Source organism: Mucilaginibacter gracilis, from assembly GCF_003633615.1.
Classification (GTDB): domain Bacteria; phylum Bacteroidota; class Bacteroidia; order Sphingobacteriales; family Sphingobacteriaceae; genus Mucilaginibacter; species Mucilaginibacter gracilis.
In genome coordinates this window covers 3,307,074-3,324,545 of sequence record NZ_RBKU01000001.1, presented here as the reverse complement: position 1 = coordinate 3,324,545, position 17,472 = coordinate 3,307,074, and the positions used below count along the sequence as shown (strand labels likewise).

Sequence of the window (17,472 nt, the reverse complement as noted above, 5' to 3'; positions counted from 1 at the left end):
CATGGTTTGCGTGTACCGCATACATTAACGGTTAATGAAACAACTACGGCTTGCGCTTTTACTATTGTTAACTTATTTTAATGCCTCCGCCCAAAAGGTTGGAGTTGTTTTTAGTGGTGGCGGCGCCAAAGGGCTTGCCCACATTGGCGTTTTAAAGGCTCTGGAAGAAAACAATATTCCGGTAGACTACGTTGTTGGCACATCAATGGGTGGCGTGGTGGGCGCCATGTATGCCGCCGGTTATTCACCTGCTCAAATAGAGAAGATTGCGCTTGGTAGTAATTTTCAGGATTGGGTGAGTGGCAAATATGATAGCAAGTACAGGTATTTTTTTCAAAAAAAATCCGAAAGCCCTTCGTCGTTTACCTTAAAACTACAGATTGACACCGGGTTTCAGGCCAAATTCCGGTCTACCATTGTTGGTGATATACCTTTAAATTTTGCATTAATTGAGCTTTATACCCAAGCCACAGTAAATGCCCATAACGATTTTAATAAACTATTTGTGCCTTTTAGATGCATTGTTGCCGACGTGTTTTCGCAAAAAGCAATTGATGTTGACCACGGTAGCCTTGCCGAAGCTATACGCGGCACCATTACCGTTCCGTTAGTTTACAGGCCCATTAAAGTTGACGGGCGATATGTGTTTGACGGAGGACTATACAATAACTTCCCGGTAGATGTAATGAAGCAGGATTTTAAGCCCGATTATATCATCGGCGCCAATGTATCGTCAAAAACGTTTACCGACTACCCCAAGGATGATGAAAAACTGATGGGCAGATCATTACTCTACATGTTCCTTTCAAAATCCGACAGTACAAGTATTGGCAAAAACGGCATTTATATTCAGCCCGACCTGCACGAGTACAGCACTACTAATTTTTCGCCTGTAGCACAAATGATTAAAGCCGGATACGATGCCACCATTGCCGATATGCCCCGCATAAAAGCACATGTTACCCGCCGCACAGACACCGCAGAATTGGAAAAAAGGCGCACGGAATTTCATCAAACCGAAAGCCCAATAATGTTTAAAAACATTATTGTTACGGGCGTAAACTATCAGCAAAAACGGTACATCGAACGTATTTTCCATAAAGACGAAAACCAACCGGTTAGTTTGAATGATATTAAAGAAGGTTACTACCGGCTGGTTACCAATGATAATTTTGAAACCATTTACCCACGTATTGTTTACCATGCCGAAGATAACTCGTACGATTTCGCCATCGATGTAAAATCGAGCAAAAACTTCAAGGCCGATATTGGCGGTATGGTATCAAGCAGGCCAATAAGTACCGCTTACCTTGGCCTACAGTACGATTATGTGAACCGAAACTCGTTCACAACGGCTTTAAATTTATATTCGGGCAGGTTTTACGAATCGGTACAGGCAACCTTACGGTCTGATTTCCCCACCCGGCTACCTTTTTACCTCGAAGGGGAGTTTACCTACAACTACTGGAACTATTTTAACGATAACCAAATATCCGTTGAACGCACAAACCCTTTATATATATCGCAGTCGGATAGAAAAGTAATGCTTAAAGCCGGCATACCTGTAGCCAACAACAGCAAACTGGAAATACAGGGCGGCTACATTAACACCGGCGATGAATACAGCCCTAACAATACCTATCAAAGTGGCGACACATTGGATGTGAGCCGTTTTAGCGCCTTTAAAGCATCCATATCGGTAGAAAAAAACTCGCTTAACCGTAAGCAGTATGCAAGCAAGGGCAATCATTACTACCTTGGCTTGCAATATTTTAACGGACGCGAATATTACCAAAACGGTAATATTTTAGTAGGCAAAACGGGCTATGTACCTATAGCCAAGTTTAATACCGTAAGGCAATGGTTTACGGCCAAAATAAGCCAGGAAAACTATTTTTATGCAAAAAAGCACCTTAGCCTGGGTTATTTATTTGAAGGGGTGGTGAGCAATAAGCCGCTATTCCGCACTTATGAAGAATCCATTTTGAGTTCGCCTGCATTTTACCCTTTGCAAGATTCGCATACCCTAATTTTAACTAACTTTAGAGCACCGAGTTATGGCGCAGGCGGCTTAAAAAGCGTGGTAACCATTGAAAAAAACCTGGAATGGCGCAGCGAAGGCTATTTATTTGTACCGTTGCACGGCATTAAGCGCGATAATTTGCAAGATGCAAGTTATACCAATATACTTGGAGTATATAAAGTTGCAGCAAGCACAGGGCTTGTTTACCAAACTTTTTTGGGCCCTATAAGCCTTAACTTTAATTATTACGACGACGAACAAAAAAGGTATGGCGTAATGTTTCATGCCGGATTTTTAATTTTCAATAAACGAGCCTTAGAATGAGCAAAATTTTAAAAGCACTATTGTGTGTAGTTATATTGATAACAAGCGCTAACATCGCTTATGCTGATAAAATAGCTATTAAACAGTTTGTTGTAAAAGATAATCCGTTCGGTAAAAACGAGATTGCCGTAGTTGCTGTTGATACCGCAGGTGTGATACAGGAAGCTGTAAGCGGCGATTTTTTGTTTAGCATAAATGGCTTTCAGGAATTGTTAAAGTTTGAAAACGGCACGGCCTTTTACCATCATAAATTAACAAAATCGAGCTTTATTTACCTCAAGCACGAAAACGATACCGGCACCCACTCAACCCTGTTTTACGTTTATAAATCTGATTCGAAAATGATACCTATCCACATTAGCTGGATGGTGCTATTTGGCATACCCGTTATATTGGCAGTTTTAGCTTATGTTTTTAAACGCTTTATAATTATAGCCGTTGCGCTATTTGCCATTTTTATATACTTTAACCATAGCGGCGGCTTAGGCATATCTACTTTTTTTGAAACAGTTGTTGATGGGATTAAGCACATTTTTAGTCCGCTAAGTTCCTGAAAAGTGTAGCGTAAATTAAAATCGACACAATTAAGTTAAAACGGAAGCCCGATGCCAAAGTTAAGCTGCATAAAGTTATAGCTTTCGCCGTTGGTTAGCAGGTAATTTTGTTTAAAACTTCCGGCCCTGAAAAGTTCGTTATAATGTTTGGTAAGCACCCATTGGTCGCTGCCGGTAAACTGCGGGTCTTTTAACTTGAGTGCCGCATCTAAACGGAAAACAAAAAAACCAAGGTCAAACCGTAACCCTGCGCCAATGCCTATTGCCGTTGAAGCGTAAAGATTATTAATATTAAACGTGCCGTTAGGGCTATCGGTTTCGGGTTTAAGCCTCCATACGTTACCAAAATCGGTAAAAACAGCTCCGTTCATTTTCGAGCCATAAAAGTTGCCTATCAGCGGAAAGCGGTACTCTATATTACCCACAATTTTTATCTCGCCAAACTGATCCAGATATTTTAGGCGGTCGCGCAAACTTTGGGCAAGGCTATCGGTTGCGGGGCCATACACTGCACGGTTAAACTGGCCAGGGCCAAGGGTACGCGGCAACCAGGACCTTATATCATTTGCACCACCGGCATAAAAGTTTTTTTCAAATATCAACTGGCTGCTATTACCGTAAGCCAAACCAATACCCGGGTTTATCCGGAATATAAGCACACGTTCGCCACCAAGGTTTTTATAATACCTAAAGTCGGTTTCCAGTTTGGTGTATTGCGCATAGGTTTGCCCAAAAATGGTACGCTGGCCCGAACTGTCCCTCGGCGTATTTAACAAATTACTCATCAGGCCAAGCGTATTACCACCAGCATCGATAGAACCACGGAAATAGCCGAATGTATTTACCGAATACAGCTTGTTAGCGTTATACTGATAGGTGTACTGGCTACCCGATGTAAATATTTTCCGGCCAATAAGGTAAACATACGAGTAACGCCCCTGCGCTAACAACTGAGCCTGTGCCACGGGATCAATAATCCCCTCGGATATTTCAATATTGATGGGGGTTAAGGTGTGCAACTTTTGGCTGGTTTCGGCCCAATCGTATGTTAAGGAGTTGATGAAGCTTTTTCGGGAAACTAAGCCCTTTTGGAAAAACAACTGATATGTTGATGATATGGTGGTATGCGGCACGCCATATTTACCCGGAATAGGTAAATTAAAAGGCGAAATAATACGCGGATAAATGAGACTGAGCCCCACCCTAACATCCTGGTTTTGAATTGCGCTTGAGCCAATTGCATCGGTTGAGTTATCAAAAAGTACGCTCCAGTTTAATTTAACCTGCAAAATTTCGGCCCCTTTAAACAGGTTTCTATCGGTAAAGGTATTGCCAACATTAAAACCGTTTCGGCCACCGTTAAAAATAAACTCACCCTCAACCCTATCCGTCATGTGTTTTAACGGTACAATATCTATTTTGCTGTTTAAACGGTTGGTACTGTCGGCAGTTTTGGTGTAGGCCGGGTTAGGCACATTGCGAAACACATTTAACTCCGACAACCTTGATGTAGTTAAATTTTGCTGATCGATATCATACAGTTCGCCCTTTTTTTGGAAGATATAATTTTGAACCGCCTTAGGTTTAAACTTGTGCGAATAATCAACAAAGCGCAATTGCGAATCAACCTGTAAGGTATCGGCAGTATTGTTTTTACCGGGCTTGCCGTTACTTTTATATATCACAACTAAAGTGTTGTTAATGGTAAACTGAGTATGTTCGGCCTTTTTAGGGGGGTTATCAATAATCATTTTAACATCGGCAACGCTACTGTTAAAAGTGGTATCAAATTCGTACCTCACGTACTGGCGGTAAAAATCGTAATACCCGTTATGTTTCATCAATTGAAAAATCTGATCACGATCATAGGCCAAACTATCCTTATCAAACGGGTTGCCTGGTTGCACGTGGCTAAATTCGGTACGATGGCTGCGGTATAAATTCCGCACCTTTGCATCCACAATACTATCCTGAAACTTACGTATGCGGAACAATGGGCCTTTGCTAGCCGTAAATATGAGTTCGGCTTTGCGGTTTTTTACTTTTATTTCGTCGGTAACCTTTGCCGTTACAAAACCTTTGGTTTGCAAAAACTTCTCTATCTGTAGTCGCGAAAACTCTACCAGGTTACTATCTAATATGCGGGGTGCTTCGCCAAGTTCGCGTTTACCGTGGTTGCTAAAAAGGTAGTAAAACTGTAAATTGAACCAGTTATTAGGCTGTTGCTCTTTATCAACGTAATTTAGTGTCGATTCCTGGTACTGTTTATCAACGCCTTTAATGGTTATTTTATGTACCAGGGTTTGATCTTTACGGATGCCGCGCGTTACACTACAGCCCGATGCCCAGAAAAGAATAATAATACTTAAAATTGCAAGGCTGTAATAATCTAATCGGGTATATGCTTTCAAAGTCTCAAATCAGTTTTTTAAAATCCTTACAACAAAAAAAAATCAGGAAAACACACGGTGTTTTTTTAGCCGAGGGTATTAAATCAATTACAGAGTTTATTTACTCTGACTATAAAGTTGAAACCCTTTACCATACACCGTCGTTTGTACCAAAGTTGCCTAATTTATCACAAAAAATAAATTTCGAACAAACATCAGCAACCGATTTGGCCAAATTTAGTAGTTTAACCACACCGCAGGAAGTAATTGCACTAATAAAAATTCCGCAATGGCCTGCTTTGCTAACACAAAACCTGCAACAAGGTTTTTCAATAGTGTTAGATGGCATTCAGGATCCGGGCAACCTGGGTACTATTATCCGCACGGCAGACTGGTTTGGCATAAAAAACATCATTTGTTCGGAAGATACGGTAGACGTTTACAATCCCAAAGTTGTACAGGCAACCATGGGTTCGCTTTCGCGGATACGAGTACATTATACCGATTTGAACGATTTACTTAAAACCACCCAACTGCCTATTTTTGGCGCCTTGTTAAATGGCCAAAACATTTATAACACCAATTTTGGAAGCCATGGCCTTATTATTATGGGTAACGAGGGTAACGGCATCCGCCCGGAAATTGCAGCATTAATACAACAGCCTGTAACTATACCGCTATTGGGCAAGGCAGAATCGTTAAATGTGGCCATTGCAACCGCTATATTTTGCTCGGAAGTAAGCCGTGGGCAATATGTTAATAAAACAATTTAAATAAAAATTGTAACGGTGCAAATAATTGCTATTTTTGCAGTCCAAATAAAGGTCGGGTGGCCGAGTGGCTAGGCTGAGGTCTGCAAAACCTCCTACAGCGGTTCGAATCCGCTCTCGACCTCGTTATAGTAAAACATTAAAAAAATAAAGCAATGGGTGTTACACGTTTAAAAAGAAAAGATAGAAAAAACAAGACTGTTTCTCGTTTAGAGGTTCAGCATTTAAAATTGGCTACTAACTTAGAAATTGGAAGCCGCTCAAAACAATCTGCAAAAAGCCAGGTTTCCAAAAACAACGAGATTTTAAATAAGCTTTCTTCGGAAGCAAAATAATTAAAGCCTTTTTAGGTTCTGCAAAATCCTGTTGGTTTATACCGACAGGATTTTTTTATTGATACGGGTAATTAACTCCGGCCCTTCGTAAATAAAACCTGTGTATAGCTGCACCAGTGCCGCGCCAGCTTCCAGTTTATCCAAAGCATCCTGGGGCGAGTGTATCCCTCCTACCCCAATAATTGGAAACGCACGGTTTGATTTTGAGGTTAAATAACGTATCACTTCTGTTGATCGTTGCGTTAACGGTTTGCCGCTTAAACCGCCAGCTTCGCTTTTATTGGCATTAGTTAATCCCTCGCGACTGATGGTGGTATTGGTAGCTATTACACCTGCAATTTTTGTTTCCTGTACTATTTCAACAATATCGTCTAATTGTTCGTTTGTCAAATCGGGTGCTATTTTTAATAGGATAGGCCGGCTTAAACCGTTTTTTAAATTACGTTGCTGTAAAGTGTTTAAAATATGCTTTAGTGGCTCCTTATCTTGCAAGGCACGTAAATTAGGCGTATTGGGCGAACTTACGTTCACTACAAAATAATCAACCACGTTAAATAGTTTGTCAAAACATTTTACATAATCGCTAACGGCATCCTCGTTAGGGGTATCTTTATTTTTACCAATGTTACCACCAATAATAAGGTTACTTTGGTTATACCGCGAGTTACGGTAAGCTTTTATTCGCTCGGCGGCAACATCAACACCTTGGTTATTAAAGCCCATGCGGTTTATTAATGCGCCATCTCCTGGCAAGCGAAACATGCGCGGCTGCGGGTTGCCCGGTTGCGGCAAGGGGGTAACGGTGCCAATTTCAACAAAGCCAAAACCCAAATTACCCATTTCGGCCATCATCTCGGCGTTTTTATCAAATCCTGCCGCAAGCCCAACAGGGTTTTTAAATTCCAGGCCAAAAACGGTTCGGCGTAATTTAGCGTCGTCAAACCCCCATATTGTTTTACTTAGGGCTGCGCCGCCCGGCAAGCGGTTAAAACGCTTTAAAGCACCCACAACAAAATGGTGTACGCTTTCGGGAGAAAATTGGAACAGCAGGGGTTTAATTAGCCTATACATGGCACAAATTTAATAGTTTTTACTGAATGAGCTTTTGCCTATTCGCGTAAAGCGAGTATCTTAGTTAAAAAATTATTGCATCCCTATGTCATCTAAAAGTTCACGTCGCACTTTTCTCGCAAACTCGGCAATAGCCACTATAGCGGGTTTAACCTTGCCGGATGTTGTTTCGGCAGCTACTGCATCTGCAAAAAAAATAACGCTGCAAAAGGATGATGTTATTCTGTTTCAGGGAGATTCCATAACCGATTGGGGCAGAAACCATACCGAAATGGCGCCAAATACAAGCCAGGCTTTAGGAAACAGCTACCCGTTTGCGGCGGCTATTAACCTTTTAACGCAGTACCCAGCCAAAAATTTAAAGTTTTATAACAAGGGTATCAGTGGCAATAAAGTATTCCAATTAGCTGCCAGATGGGATGCCGATTGCCTTGACTTAAAGCCGAATGTGTTAAGTATACTGGTTGGCGTAAACGATTTTTGGCATAAGCTAAACGGTAATTATCCCGAAGGTACCATTGACAAATACCGTAGTGATTACAAAGCCTTGATTGAACGCACCAAACAAGCCCTGCCCGATGTTAAACTAATTATTGGAGAGCCATTTGCATATGCTGGCTATAAATCAGTTGGTGCGGGCTGGTACCCTAAATTTAACGAGTACCGGTTAGTGGCGCGCGAAATGGCCGATACTTACCATGCCACTTTTATACCTTACCAGTTTATTTTTGACGAGGCCTTAAAATTGGCTCCTGCCTCGTACTGGAGTATTGATGGCGTACACCCATCGGTTGCAGGTGCAGGCTTAATGGCAAAAGCCTGGCTGGAAACCGTAAAGGGATAATTAACAAATTTGCCTTAGCTATTATACAAATGGAATACAGAAATTTTAAGGATGTTAAAATTGCCGAAGTTGGCTTAGGCACATGGCAATTAGGAAGTGCCGATTGGGGAGCTGTTAACCAGGAAGACGCGTTTAAAATATTAAAGGCCTATACCGATAACGGAGGTAATTTTATTGATACTGCCGATGTTTACGGCATGGGCGTGAGTGAAAAAACCATAGGCAGCTTTTTAAAAACCCAAAATAAAGATATTTATGTGGCAACCAAACTTGGCCGACGCGGCGATGCTAACGGATGGCCACCTAAATATACTTACGACCTGCTTAAAAGCCACGTAGAAGACTCGCTAACAAACCTTGACCTTCCGCAATTGTTTTTAGAGCAATTGCACTGCATACCTACCGAAGAAATGCGTAGCGGTACCGTGTTTAACCATTTGCGTGCTTTGCAACAACAAGGCTTAATTAAACATTTTGGCGCCAGTGTTGAAACTTCCGAAGAGGCTTTAATTTGTTTAGAACAGGAAGGCCTGGCATCACTGCAAATTATTTTCAACCTATTTAGGCAACATGTTGCTGATGAGGTTTTTGCCAAGGCTAAAGAAAAAAATGTAGCCATAATTGTTCGCGTGCCCCTGGCAAGCGGCTTACTATCGGGCAAGTTTGAAGAGAAAACTCATTTTGCTTTAAACGACCATCGTAACTTTAACGCCAATGGCGAAGCTTTTAACGCCGGTGAAACATTTTCGGGAATTGATTTTAAAGAAGGAGTACGCCTGGCGAATAAAATAAAAGGTATGCTGCCCGATAGCCGCATGCCGCAATGGGCCATCCGCTGGATATTGGACCATCCGGAAGTAACCACAGTAATTCCCGGTGCAAGCCGTGTAACGCAGGTTTATGCCAATGTTGAGGCATCTGATCTGAAAAACCTTTCTCCCGAAACACATCAGGAATTAAGAAAACTTTATGATGAGGAAATACAACATGAAATAAGAGGGCATTATTGATTGACGTACAAATAGCATCCTATTAATTGCCGTTACGGGAGTGACAACCGCACACAGATGGAAAACGTGAAGGTAAACATTCGCGGTGCTGAAAACACATTTAGTTAAGAGGCGACCTCCATCGGTCACAGGTCGGTAGCAAAACGAATTAAATAAAAAATTGTGACGTAGGTACAAAATCTGGTTGAGTAGTATACCTACGGCATGCAAATTTGCAATTGTTACTTAACTACCGACCTTTTGCACCGATGGTGCATTTTAAAATCACTTAACTAAACTACATTGGATTGAGTATATTAATCCCAACTGTAACACCAAACCGTACTATTTGAAAATCCCTGGGATTGGCGATGACCTGCTTCATTTACCAATAGCTTCTTATATTTGTATAAGAGCTCATGGAGACCCAATTAAACACCTCTCACCGCAAAATTATCCATATTGATATGGATGCCTTTTATGCTTCGGTTGAGCAACGGGACAATCCTGATTACCGGGGCAAACCTATTGTAGTAGGTGGTTTGCCCGAAGGGCGAGGCGGCGTAGTGGCTACTGCAAGTTATGAGGCCCGTAAGTTTGGTGTCCGGTCGGCAATGCCATCTAAACAGGCACTTCAGCTTTGCCCGCAGGCTATATTTGTGAGGCCACGGTTTGCGGCCTATAAAGAGGTGTCGCAACACATCCGTGAAATATTTAGCCGCTACACCGATTTGATAGAACCGCTTTCGCTGGACGAAGCGTATTTGGATGTTACCACCGATAAGCTCAATATCGGTTCGGCTATTGAAATTGCTCAACAAATAAAACAAGCCATAAAAAACGAACTGAACTTAACAGCCTCAGCCGGTGTATCCATCAATAAATTTGTAGCAAAAATAGCATCAGACATGAATAAGCCCGATGGCCTGAAATTTATTGGGCCATCGGGAGTTGAAAGTTTTATGGAAGTGTTGCCTGTAGAGAAGTTTTTTGGTGTAGGTAAGGTTACGGCACAAAAAATGAAAAAGATGGGCCTACATACCGGTGCCGACCTTAAAAAATTATCCGAAGAAGAAATGCACCGGCATTTTGGCAAGGCGGGTCGTTTTTATTTCAAAATAGTACGCGGCGTTGATAGTCGCGAAGTACAACCCCACCGCGAAACAAAATCGATGGGTGCCGAAGATACTTTTGCATACGATTTAACTACACTGGATGAGATGAACGCCGAATTGGATAAAATTGCGGTTACTGTAGCTAACCGACTGGAAAAGTACGAATTAAAGGGCCGAACAATTACGTTAAAGGTTAAATACAGTGATTTTAAACAGATAACACGTAATCAATCATTCCCTGCACCGGTGGGCGATTTGGAGATTATATCGGCAACAGCTAAACAATTAATGGCTGTTAGTTTTGCTGAGGGGCAGCGGGTGAGGTTGCTGGGTATTTCGTTATCTAATTTTAATGAGGTAACTATAAAGCAAAAGCCCGATAAAGATACCGGGCAGTTGCTATTATTTTAACAGGAATAATTAATTTGTCCGGATAGCTTCCACCGGGTCAAGCCGGGAGGCAAAATAAGCCGGCACAATGCCCGAAATTATGCCAATAATAACCGATATGCCAACCCCTAAAATGATGTTGTTTAAATAAAGTACTACTCTAACATCAAAAACGGCCTTTATACCAAAAGTAAGCAGGTACACCAAAAATATACCTATTGCTCCTCCCATAAGGCAAAGCAATACAGCTTCTATCAAAAACTGAAACATAATAAAATACCCTTTTGCGCCGAGCGACATCTGGATACCGATAATATTAGTACGCTCCTTAACCGAAACAAACATAATGTTGGCTATACCAAAGCCACCAACCAATATCGAAAATATACCAATTACCCAACCTGCCCAGTTAACAATGGTAAATAACGAATCTAACTGATTTGATAAAATGGTTGATTTATTGAGTGCAAAATTATCATCGGTGCCGGGGCTCAGTCTGCGTATCGAGCGCATTACACCCATCAATTCACTTTCAACTTCCGCGCTGGCTATACCCTCTTTACCACGTACAGTAACTTGTGGGTTATATTTTTCATTTTGCACATCTATTATATTCCGCGCAAAGTTGATGGGGATAGTTATTTGTTTATCCGGCGATACGCCAAGCATGTCTTCACCCTCTTTAGCGTACACACCAACTATGGTAACCGAGCGGCCCAAAACTTTAATTTGCTTACCTATTGCAACGTCAACATCGTTAAACAGACCTTCGGCAACATCGTGCCCTACTAATGCAACCGGGGCGCCGGTTCGTGATTCCACATCAGTAAAGTAGCGGCCATCCTGGTAATCATGCGACCAGGTTTTATCAAAATCTGCCGATACCACGTTTACATCCACATTATCAACAACATTACTCATGTATTTAAGTGTACGGCTGCTTAGGGTTATCTCGTATGATATACCTTGTGCCGTTTGCACCCGTTTTTGTAATTCGTTATAGTCACGTAGTTTGGGTACAGGGCGCTGTATATATTTCCACCACGGATAATCGTTCCCAAACGACCAGGGCCACTTTTGTACAAATATACTATTGCTACCAAGCTTGTTAACGCTGGCCTGCAAGTTATCGCGCAGCGTATCAACAGCCGAAAAAACTGTGATAATGGTAAATATACCAATGGTAATGCCCAGTAACGATAATACTGTACGCAATTTGTTTTGCCTGAGCGCATCAAAGGCAAAAAGAAAACTTTCGCGAAGTAGCTTTAAGAATATCATACTACCAATTTAGACAACAGATATTCAATTGAGTTACAGCAAATACAAAATATTTATTAAACAGGTAAAATTAATTTTCGATTGAGAGCGGATAGGCCTCACAGCGCAAAAAAAGGTCATAAAAAAAGCCTCTCCTATTATCGGAAAGGCTCTCTTTATTTTTATAAAGTTATTTTTAATAATGAGTTGTTTTAGTAACAGTAGTTGTAGTGGTTGAACGCGGCTTAACATACACAACACGGGTAGTACGGCGGGGATGAGCACGCCTATATGCTTGCCTTTTACGTAGGTTAGAGCGGTCTTTGGCATCGCCAATAACATAACCGCCACCAGCACCTAACCCGGCACCAATTAATGCGCCGCCTACATTGTGGCCTATTAAGCCGCCAACTACGGCACCCCCTGCACCTCCAATAATGGCACCTTTTGCACGGTTGCTCATTTTACGGTGTGTTGTAGTTTGTGCATTTACAAGGGTGCTACCCGCTATCAAAAACGAAAGCGATAGAGCTATTGATGTGATGTACTTTTTCATAATTGCTATAAGTTTATTATATACCGGCCATTAAACTGCCGGTATACATACCTATGCAAAACACCTGCCATGTATTAAAACACGGTGTGATAAGGCTAAAGTATAGGTATAAGCATTTAAAATTAACTCAAAATTAAATACCGATAACCTATAGTGTATATAAAATAGTTCAATTGTATTGATATGAACAGATAAACCAAAATGACATTTTATACATGTTAATGACGAACAATTTGCCAATCTTTAATGTTAAACAAGCAAAATAATTCATTTTAATATGAGTACTACAACTTTCAAAAAAACATTCGCCATCGGTAACGACCTTATAGTTAACCGATTGGGTTACGGTGCCATGCGCATTACTGGCGAAGGCATATGGGGGCCACCCAAAGACAAGGCCGAAGCAATACGCGTATTAAAACGTGCCGTTGAACTTGGCGTAAACTTTATTGATACTGCCGATAGCTATGGCCCATATATTTCGGAAGAATTGATTGCCGAAGCTTTGCAACCTTATACACCAGGCCTTGTTATTGCCACAAAAGGCGGTTTAGAACGTACCGGCCCCAACGAATGGCCCATTAACGGCAAACCCGAACATTTAAAAGAAGCTTTAGAAGGTAGTTTAAAACGCCTTAACGTTGAACGGATAGACCTCTATCAGCTTCATAGGATAGACCCCGAAGTACCGGCGGAGGAAACTTTTGCCTTTTTGCAAAAAGCACAGGAAGAAGGTAAAATTAAGCATATTGGCCTATCCGAAGTGCACATTGCCGATATTAAGCTGGCCCAGGAGTTTTTTAAAGTGGTATCGGTACAAAACATGTATAGCGTTGATAACCGCAAATGGGAAACCGAGTTGCAGTATTGTAAAGATAACGATATAGCCTTTATACCCTGGTTCCCGCTAAATGCAGGTAATGTTAAAGGCCTTGAGGCCATACAAAAAGTTGCCGACAGGCATAATGCCACCACTCACCAGGTAGCATTAAACTGGCTTTTACAACACGCACCAAATATTTTGCTGATACCGGGCACATCAAGCGTAGCCCATTTGGAAGACAATATGAAGGCTGGCGAGCTTATACTTTCGGTTACAGATTTAGATGAGCTGGATAAAATAGCAGGATAATTTACCTGTTAATCATTTCAAAAAAAATAGGCCGTCTCACAGTGAAGTGAGACGGCCTATTTAATATATTTCAAACTGTATTATTGCCCTATTACGCCGGCAAATTTAGCGCGGTAATCTCGCCATTGAGCTTCATACTTACTGCTTAACTCTGTTTGATGGTATTGCTTGGTAACTGACGCCATCGACTCTAGTAAATGCACTCCATATTGTATTTCCTGTACATTTAAGCCGCTTTTGTTATTTTCCAATACATAGTAATCGTAATTTAATTGGTCGGTTACGTAAGCATCAATGCTTGCCATCATTTTATTGGCTGAGGGTGCATCATGCACATCGTATAAAGTTTGGGCCAAATAATTTTTACGCAGGGCTATGGTAATGTCGGGATAAATATCGGGCATTACATCAAGATATTTATGGACCAAGTTAGATGCCAGATCGGCATGACCTTCGGCCATTAAATTTTGCGAAAGGTTGATAAACATGGATAATATAACCGGATAAAACATATTGGTTGATTCATGATCCAGAAAACGGGCATTTTTCATGTTACCCCATTTAAGCTTGTTCATCACGTTATTATACATCACCAAAGTGTTAGTTTTATCCTGATCTTTTGCTGCGCTATCAACTTTTAAAGGCATCAGGTGATAAGCAAAACCTTCTTTGTACAAGTATGGCTGTAAACCTATCAGGTTTTCGCTGCCTACGGTTACGGCAAAATAAACAGGGCGCTTCCAGTTATTATGTGCTAAAATATCAAGCATAGCCAGGTTATCCTTGGTAACATAGTTTGAGGTATACTTCCACTCCATAACCGGTGCTATTTTATCTTGCTGGGCAGCCGGCACTACATTGTTTTTAATAACATCAGCAGCATTAACGGTAATCTTGAAGTTTTTTGTAGGCAAATAATTCAAGGTTTCGCCGCTTTGGTATTCAACTTTAGCGTTCGGGTCGTCGGATGTTATAAAATCAAAAACATCTTTTAACTCAACCGAACCAGGTATCTTTTTATCATCATAATAAATTACATCGCGCACACCCAATTCAAACTTTTCGTTCGGCATGGTAATAGGTAGCGGCTCCGATTCATTCATCTTATGTTTCATACCACGTATATACCAATCGGTACCCAATAAGCTTAGGTTAACTATACGCACATCCGGACGTATGCCTTCAACTTCCTGGTCGTACCATAACGAATAAGTATCGTTATCGCCGTAGGTAAACAAAATAGCATTAGGGGCACAACTGTTCAAATAGTTGTAAGCCATATCGTGCGGTGTCCACTTGGTCGATCTATCGTGGCCTTTCCACTCTTTGCTCGCCATTAAAACAGGGGCAGCAAGTAAGCACACACCAGTAGCTATTAAACCGGATATTTGAGGATTTTTAACCGCTTTACGTATCAAATCGGCAAGGGCAATAACACCCAGTCCTATCCAAATGGCAAAAGCGTAAAACGAACTTACGTAAGAGTAATCTCGTTCGCGAGGTTGTAATGGTGGTTGGTTAACGTATAAAATAATTGCCAGTCCGGTAAAAAAGAACAGCAATGCAACCACCAACGCATAGCGCCTGTTGCGGCCAATGTGGTAAGCTGCACCCAGCAAGCCTATAATAAGCGGCAAGCCATAAAGCGGGGTATATGATTTACTTTCGAGTACAGATTTGGGCAGGTTTTTACTGTTATCAAAAAATCCGGTGGTCCAGTTACCATCAATTCCGGAAATATTGCTTTGTCCGTCTATGTCGTTATAGCGCCCAACATAGTTCCATAAAAAGTACCTGATGTACATTTGATAAATTTGCCAGCTAAACATAAACTTAACGTTATCTGCAAAGTTGGCAGTTTGCCCATCGGCTATGTGCAGCCAGTCTTTATAAAACTGAGGGTGATCACTCTCCTGGTCGTAAATACGGGGCATAATGGTGTTACGCTCGTAAGGGATAGAATATTTATGGTTTGCTACCTCGTACTGGGTTTCACCTTTACGATAAACTATACTCCCACTATTGCGCACATCGGCGGCCTCTTCGGCAGTCAAGTCTTTTTGTTTCGAATCAAAGTATTGGCCATAAACCAGGGGCCTATCGCCATACTGATCGCGGTTTAAATAACTTAATAACGAAAAAGCATTGTTAGGATCGGTATTGTTTAAGTTAGGATCGGCCGTTGCGCGGATGGGAATATAAGCGAACGAGCTATAGCCTAAATAAATAAAAGCAATACACAAAAATGCCAAATTGTAACGTGGCAGGTTTTTGCGGATGGTGTATAAAATACCATATACAATGGAGCCTATTAATATCACAAAGAAAACAAAGGCGCCTGTGCCAAAACCCATTTTAAGACTATTTACAAAAAACAGGTCGAAATAGGCTGCAAACTTTACAGTATATTGTATGATGCCAAACTGTACAAACAGCAAAATACCAACACCGCCTAATATGGCTATGATGGTGTTTTTACCATCAATAACTTTACCTCGGCGTAAAAAATAAACCAGGGCGATGGCCGGAATGGTAACTAAGTTTAACAAGTGGATACCTATTGATAAGCCCATTACATAAGCAATAAACACTATCCACCTATCGGCGCCGGGCTCATCAGAGTGGGCATCCCATTTTAATATCCCCCAAAAAACAACTGCTGTGCAAAGTGTTGAGGTTGACCACACAATAGTTTCAACAGCCGAAAACCAAAAAGTATCCGAAAAAGCAAACGCCAGTGCGCCAACCAAACCTGCACCCATAATTAATATGGTACGTGGGCCGGCGGCAACATCGTTAGTTTTTGCAGTTAAGCGTTTAGCTAATGCAGTGATGGTCCAAAACAGAAACATAACCGTAGCAGAGCTGGTCATGGCGGTACCAAAGTTGGTATAAAAAGGCACTTTAGCTTTATTACCCAACGATAGCAGCGAGAACGCTTTTTCTATCATGGCAAATAACGGGTAGCCGGGTTGGTGCGAAACCTGTAAACGGTAAGCGCACGAAATAAATTCGCCGCAATCCCAAAAGCTTACTGATGGTTCTAAAGTTAAAGTGTAAGTAACTGCCGCTATGACAAAGCAAAGCCAGCCCAATAGATTATTTAGTCTGTTGTATTGCATAGCTTTTTCAGGAAATAAAAAATATCATGTTTAGGTTTATATAAGTATAATTATTGTTGTGCAGGCGGATGCGTTTGATTTACTGGTGTATAATCAGGCAAATCAGACTTGAAACCTCCGGCTGGCGGTGCTTGTTGCACTGGTGGTGCAGCAGGCGGGGCCTGATAAACCGGCGGAGCCTGGTTTACGCTGCTTTGCGGATCGGACTTGCTGCCATCGGTAGCATCTTTAAATTCTTTAATACCCTGACCAAGACCACGGGCCAGCTCAGGTAATTTTTTCCCGCCAAATAAAACCAGGGCTGCTACCAGTATTAGTGTAATATCGCCTGGGCTTAAAAATAATAATGTTGAACTTAACATATCAGTAAATTTAAAAACAATTAATAACAATAAACTTATATCGACTAAACCGACAAAGAGTTAGTGACAAAGATATGGCTAAAAAATAAAGTATCCGAATTTGAATAAAATTAGCAAAGGTTTATATATAGCTTACATTATAACGACAAATATAATGCCTGTGTTATTTATAAGTCGATAAAAGTTTGGGTTTAACAGTTTTTAACAAATGGAGTTAATGCGCCATAGCGTATTT

At 41.2% G+C, this 17,472-nt stretch carries 14 protein-coding genes and 1 tRNA gene; 9 read left to right on the top strand and 6 right to left on the bottom strand.

Features of this window, described 5'->3' with window-relative positions:
- The first annotated feature begins 34 nt into the window (after window positions 1–34).
- Together BDD43_RS14395 and BDD43_RS14390 are read left to right on the top strand one after the other, a co-directional pair.
- Entirely contained in the window at window positions 35–2,347 is a 2,313-nt protein-coding gene (locus BDD43_RS14395; RefSeq protein WP_121198335.1) for a patatin-like phospholipase family protein, read from the top strand.
- Entirely contained in the window at window positions 2,344–2,901 is a 558-nt protein-coding gene (locus BDD43_RS14390) for a hypothetical protein (protein WP_121198334.1), read from the top strand. The genes BDD43_RS14395 and BDD43_RS14390 overlap by 4 nt, the downstream gene beginning before the upstream one ends.
- A 35-nt stretch (window positions 2,902–2,936) precedes the next feature.
- Here BDD43_RS14390 and tamL read toward each other — a convergent pair whose 3' ends face one another.
- The gene (gene tamL / locus BDD43_RS14385; RefSeq protein ID WP_121198333.1) at window positions 2,937–5,312 is read right to left on the bottom strand and encodes a translocation and assembly module lipoprotein TamL; all 2,376 of its coding nucleotides are present in this window, start codon (window positions 5,310–5,312) and stop codon (window positions 2,937–2,939) included.
- On the opposite strand from tamL, the gene BDD43_RS14380 reads away from it, so the two are divergent.
- From BDD43_RS14380 to BDD43_RS14370, 3 genes are all read left to right on the top strand, one after another.
- Window positions 5,303–6,064 carry a TrmH family RNA methyltransferase gene (locus BDD43_RS14380; RefSeq protein ID WP_121198332.1) on the top strand — a complete coding sequence of 254 codons (762 nt, stop codon included), beginning with the start codon at window positions 5,303–5,305 and terminating at the stop codon, window positions 6,062–6,064. The genes tamL and BDD43_RS14380 overlap by 10 nt on opposite strands.
- 50 nt (window positions 6,065–6,114) lie before the next feature.
- Window positions 6,115–6,185, top strand: a tRNA-Cys gene (locus tag BDD43_RS14375).
- 31 nt (window positions 6,186–6,216) lie between these two features.
- On the top strand, window positions 6,217–6,396 hold the full coding sequence (locus BDD43_RS14370) for a spore protein (RefSeq protein ID WP_121198331.1): 180 nt from the start codon (window positions 6,217–6,219) through the stop codon (window positions 6,394–6,396).
- Window positions 6,397–6,432: 36 nt separating this feature from the next.
- Here BDD43_RS14370 and BDD43_RS14365 read toward each other — a convergent pair whose 3' ends face one another.
- On the bottom strand, window positions 6,433–7,467 hold the full coding sequence (locus BDD43_RS14365) for a quinone-dependent dihydroorotate dehydrogenase (protein ID WP_121198330.1): 1,035 nt from the start codon (window positions 7,465–7,467) through the stop codon (window positions 6,433–6,435).
- Window positions 7,468–7,552: 85 nt separating this feature from the next.
- Between BDD43_RS14365 and BDD43_RS14360 the strand changes: the two genes are divergently transcribed.
- From BDD43_RS14360 to dinB, 3 genes are all read left to right on the top strand, one after another.
- Window positions 7,553–8,311, top strand: coding sequence for an SGNH/GDSL hydrolase family protein (locus BDD43_RS14360; protein ID WP_121198329.1), 759 nt, complete (start codon window positions 7,553–7,555; stop codon window positions 8,309–8,311).
- Window positions 8,312–8,340: 29 nt separating this feature from the next.
- Complete coding sequence (locus tag BDD43_RS14355; RefSeq protein WP_121198328.1) at window positions 8,341–9,321, top strand: aldo/keto reductase; 981 nt, start codon at window positions 8,341–8,343, stop codon at window positions 9,319–9,321.
- A gap of 398 nt (window positions 9,322–9,719) precedes the next feature.
- Complete coding sequence (dinB, locus tag BDD43_RS14350) at window positions 9,720–10,826, top strand: DNA polymerase IV (RefSeq protein ID WP_121198327.1); 1,107 nt, start codon at window positions 9,720–9,722, stop codon at window positions 10,824–10,826.
- Between the two features lie 9 nt (window positions 10,827–10,835).
- Here dinB and BDD43_RS14345 read toward each other — a convergent pair whose 3' ends face one another.
- Together BDD43_RS14345 and BDD43_RS14340 are read right to left on the bottom strand one after the other, a co-directional pair.
- Window positions 10,836–12,086: an ABC transporter permease gene (locus BDD43_RS14345; RefSeq protein ID WP_121198326.1), complete on the bottom strand. Its 1,251-nt coding sequence runs from the start codon at window positions 12,084–12,086 to the stop codon at window positions 10,836–10,838.
- Between the two features lie 175 nt (window positions 12,087–12,261).
- A complete protein-coding gene (locus tag BDD43_RS14340) occupies window positions 12,262–12,621 on the bottom strand; it encodes a glycine zipper domain-containing protein (RefSeq protein ID WP_121198325.1) in 360 nt (119 codons plus the stop codon).
- A 277-nt stretch (window positions 12,622–12,898) separates the two neighbouring features.
- Here BDD43_RS14340 and BDD43_RS14335 point away from each other — a divergent pair, with 277 nt between their 5' ends.
- Window positions 12,899–13,753 carry an aldo/keto reductase gene (locus BDD43_RS14335; RefSeq protein WP_121198324.1) on the top strand — a complete coding sequence of 285 codons (855 nt, stop codon included), beginning with the start codon at window positions 12,899–12,901 and terminating at the stop codon, window positions 13,751–13,753.
- An 80-nt stretch (window positions 13,754–13,833) separates the two neighbouring features.
- Here BDD43_RS14335 and BDD43_RS14330 read toward each other — a convergent pair whose 3' ends face one another.
- Both BDD43_RS14330 and BDD43_RS30985 read right to left on the bottom strand, forming a co-directional pair.
- A complete protein-coding gene (locus tag BDD43_RS14330) occupies window positions 13,834–16,875 on the bottom strand; it encodes a glycosyltransferase family 117 protein (protein ID WP_121198323.1) in 3,042 nt (1,013 codons plus the stop codon).
- Between the two features lie 50 nt (window positions 16,876–16,925).
- A complete protein-coding gene (locus BDD43_RS30985; protein ID WP_121201984.1) occupies window positions 16,926–17,237 on the bottom strand; it encodes a Sec-independent protein translocase subunit TatA/TatB in 312 nt (103 codons plus the stop codon).
- Window positions 17,238–17,472 lie beyond the last annotated feature (235 nt).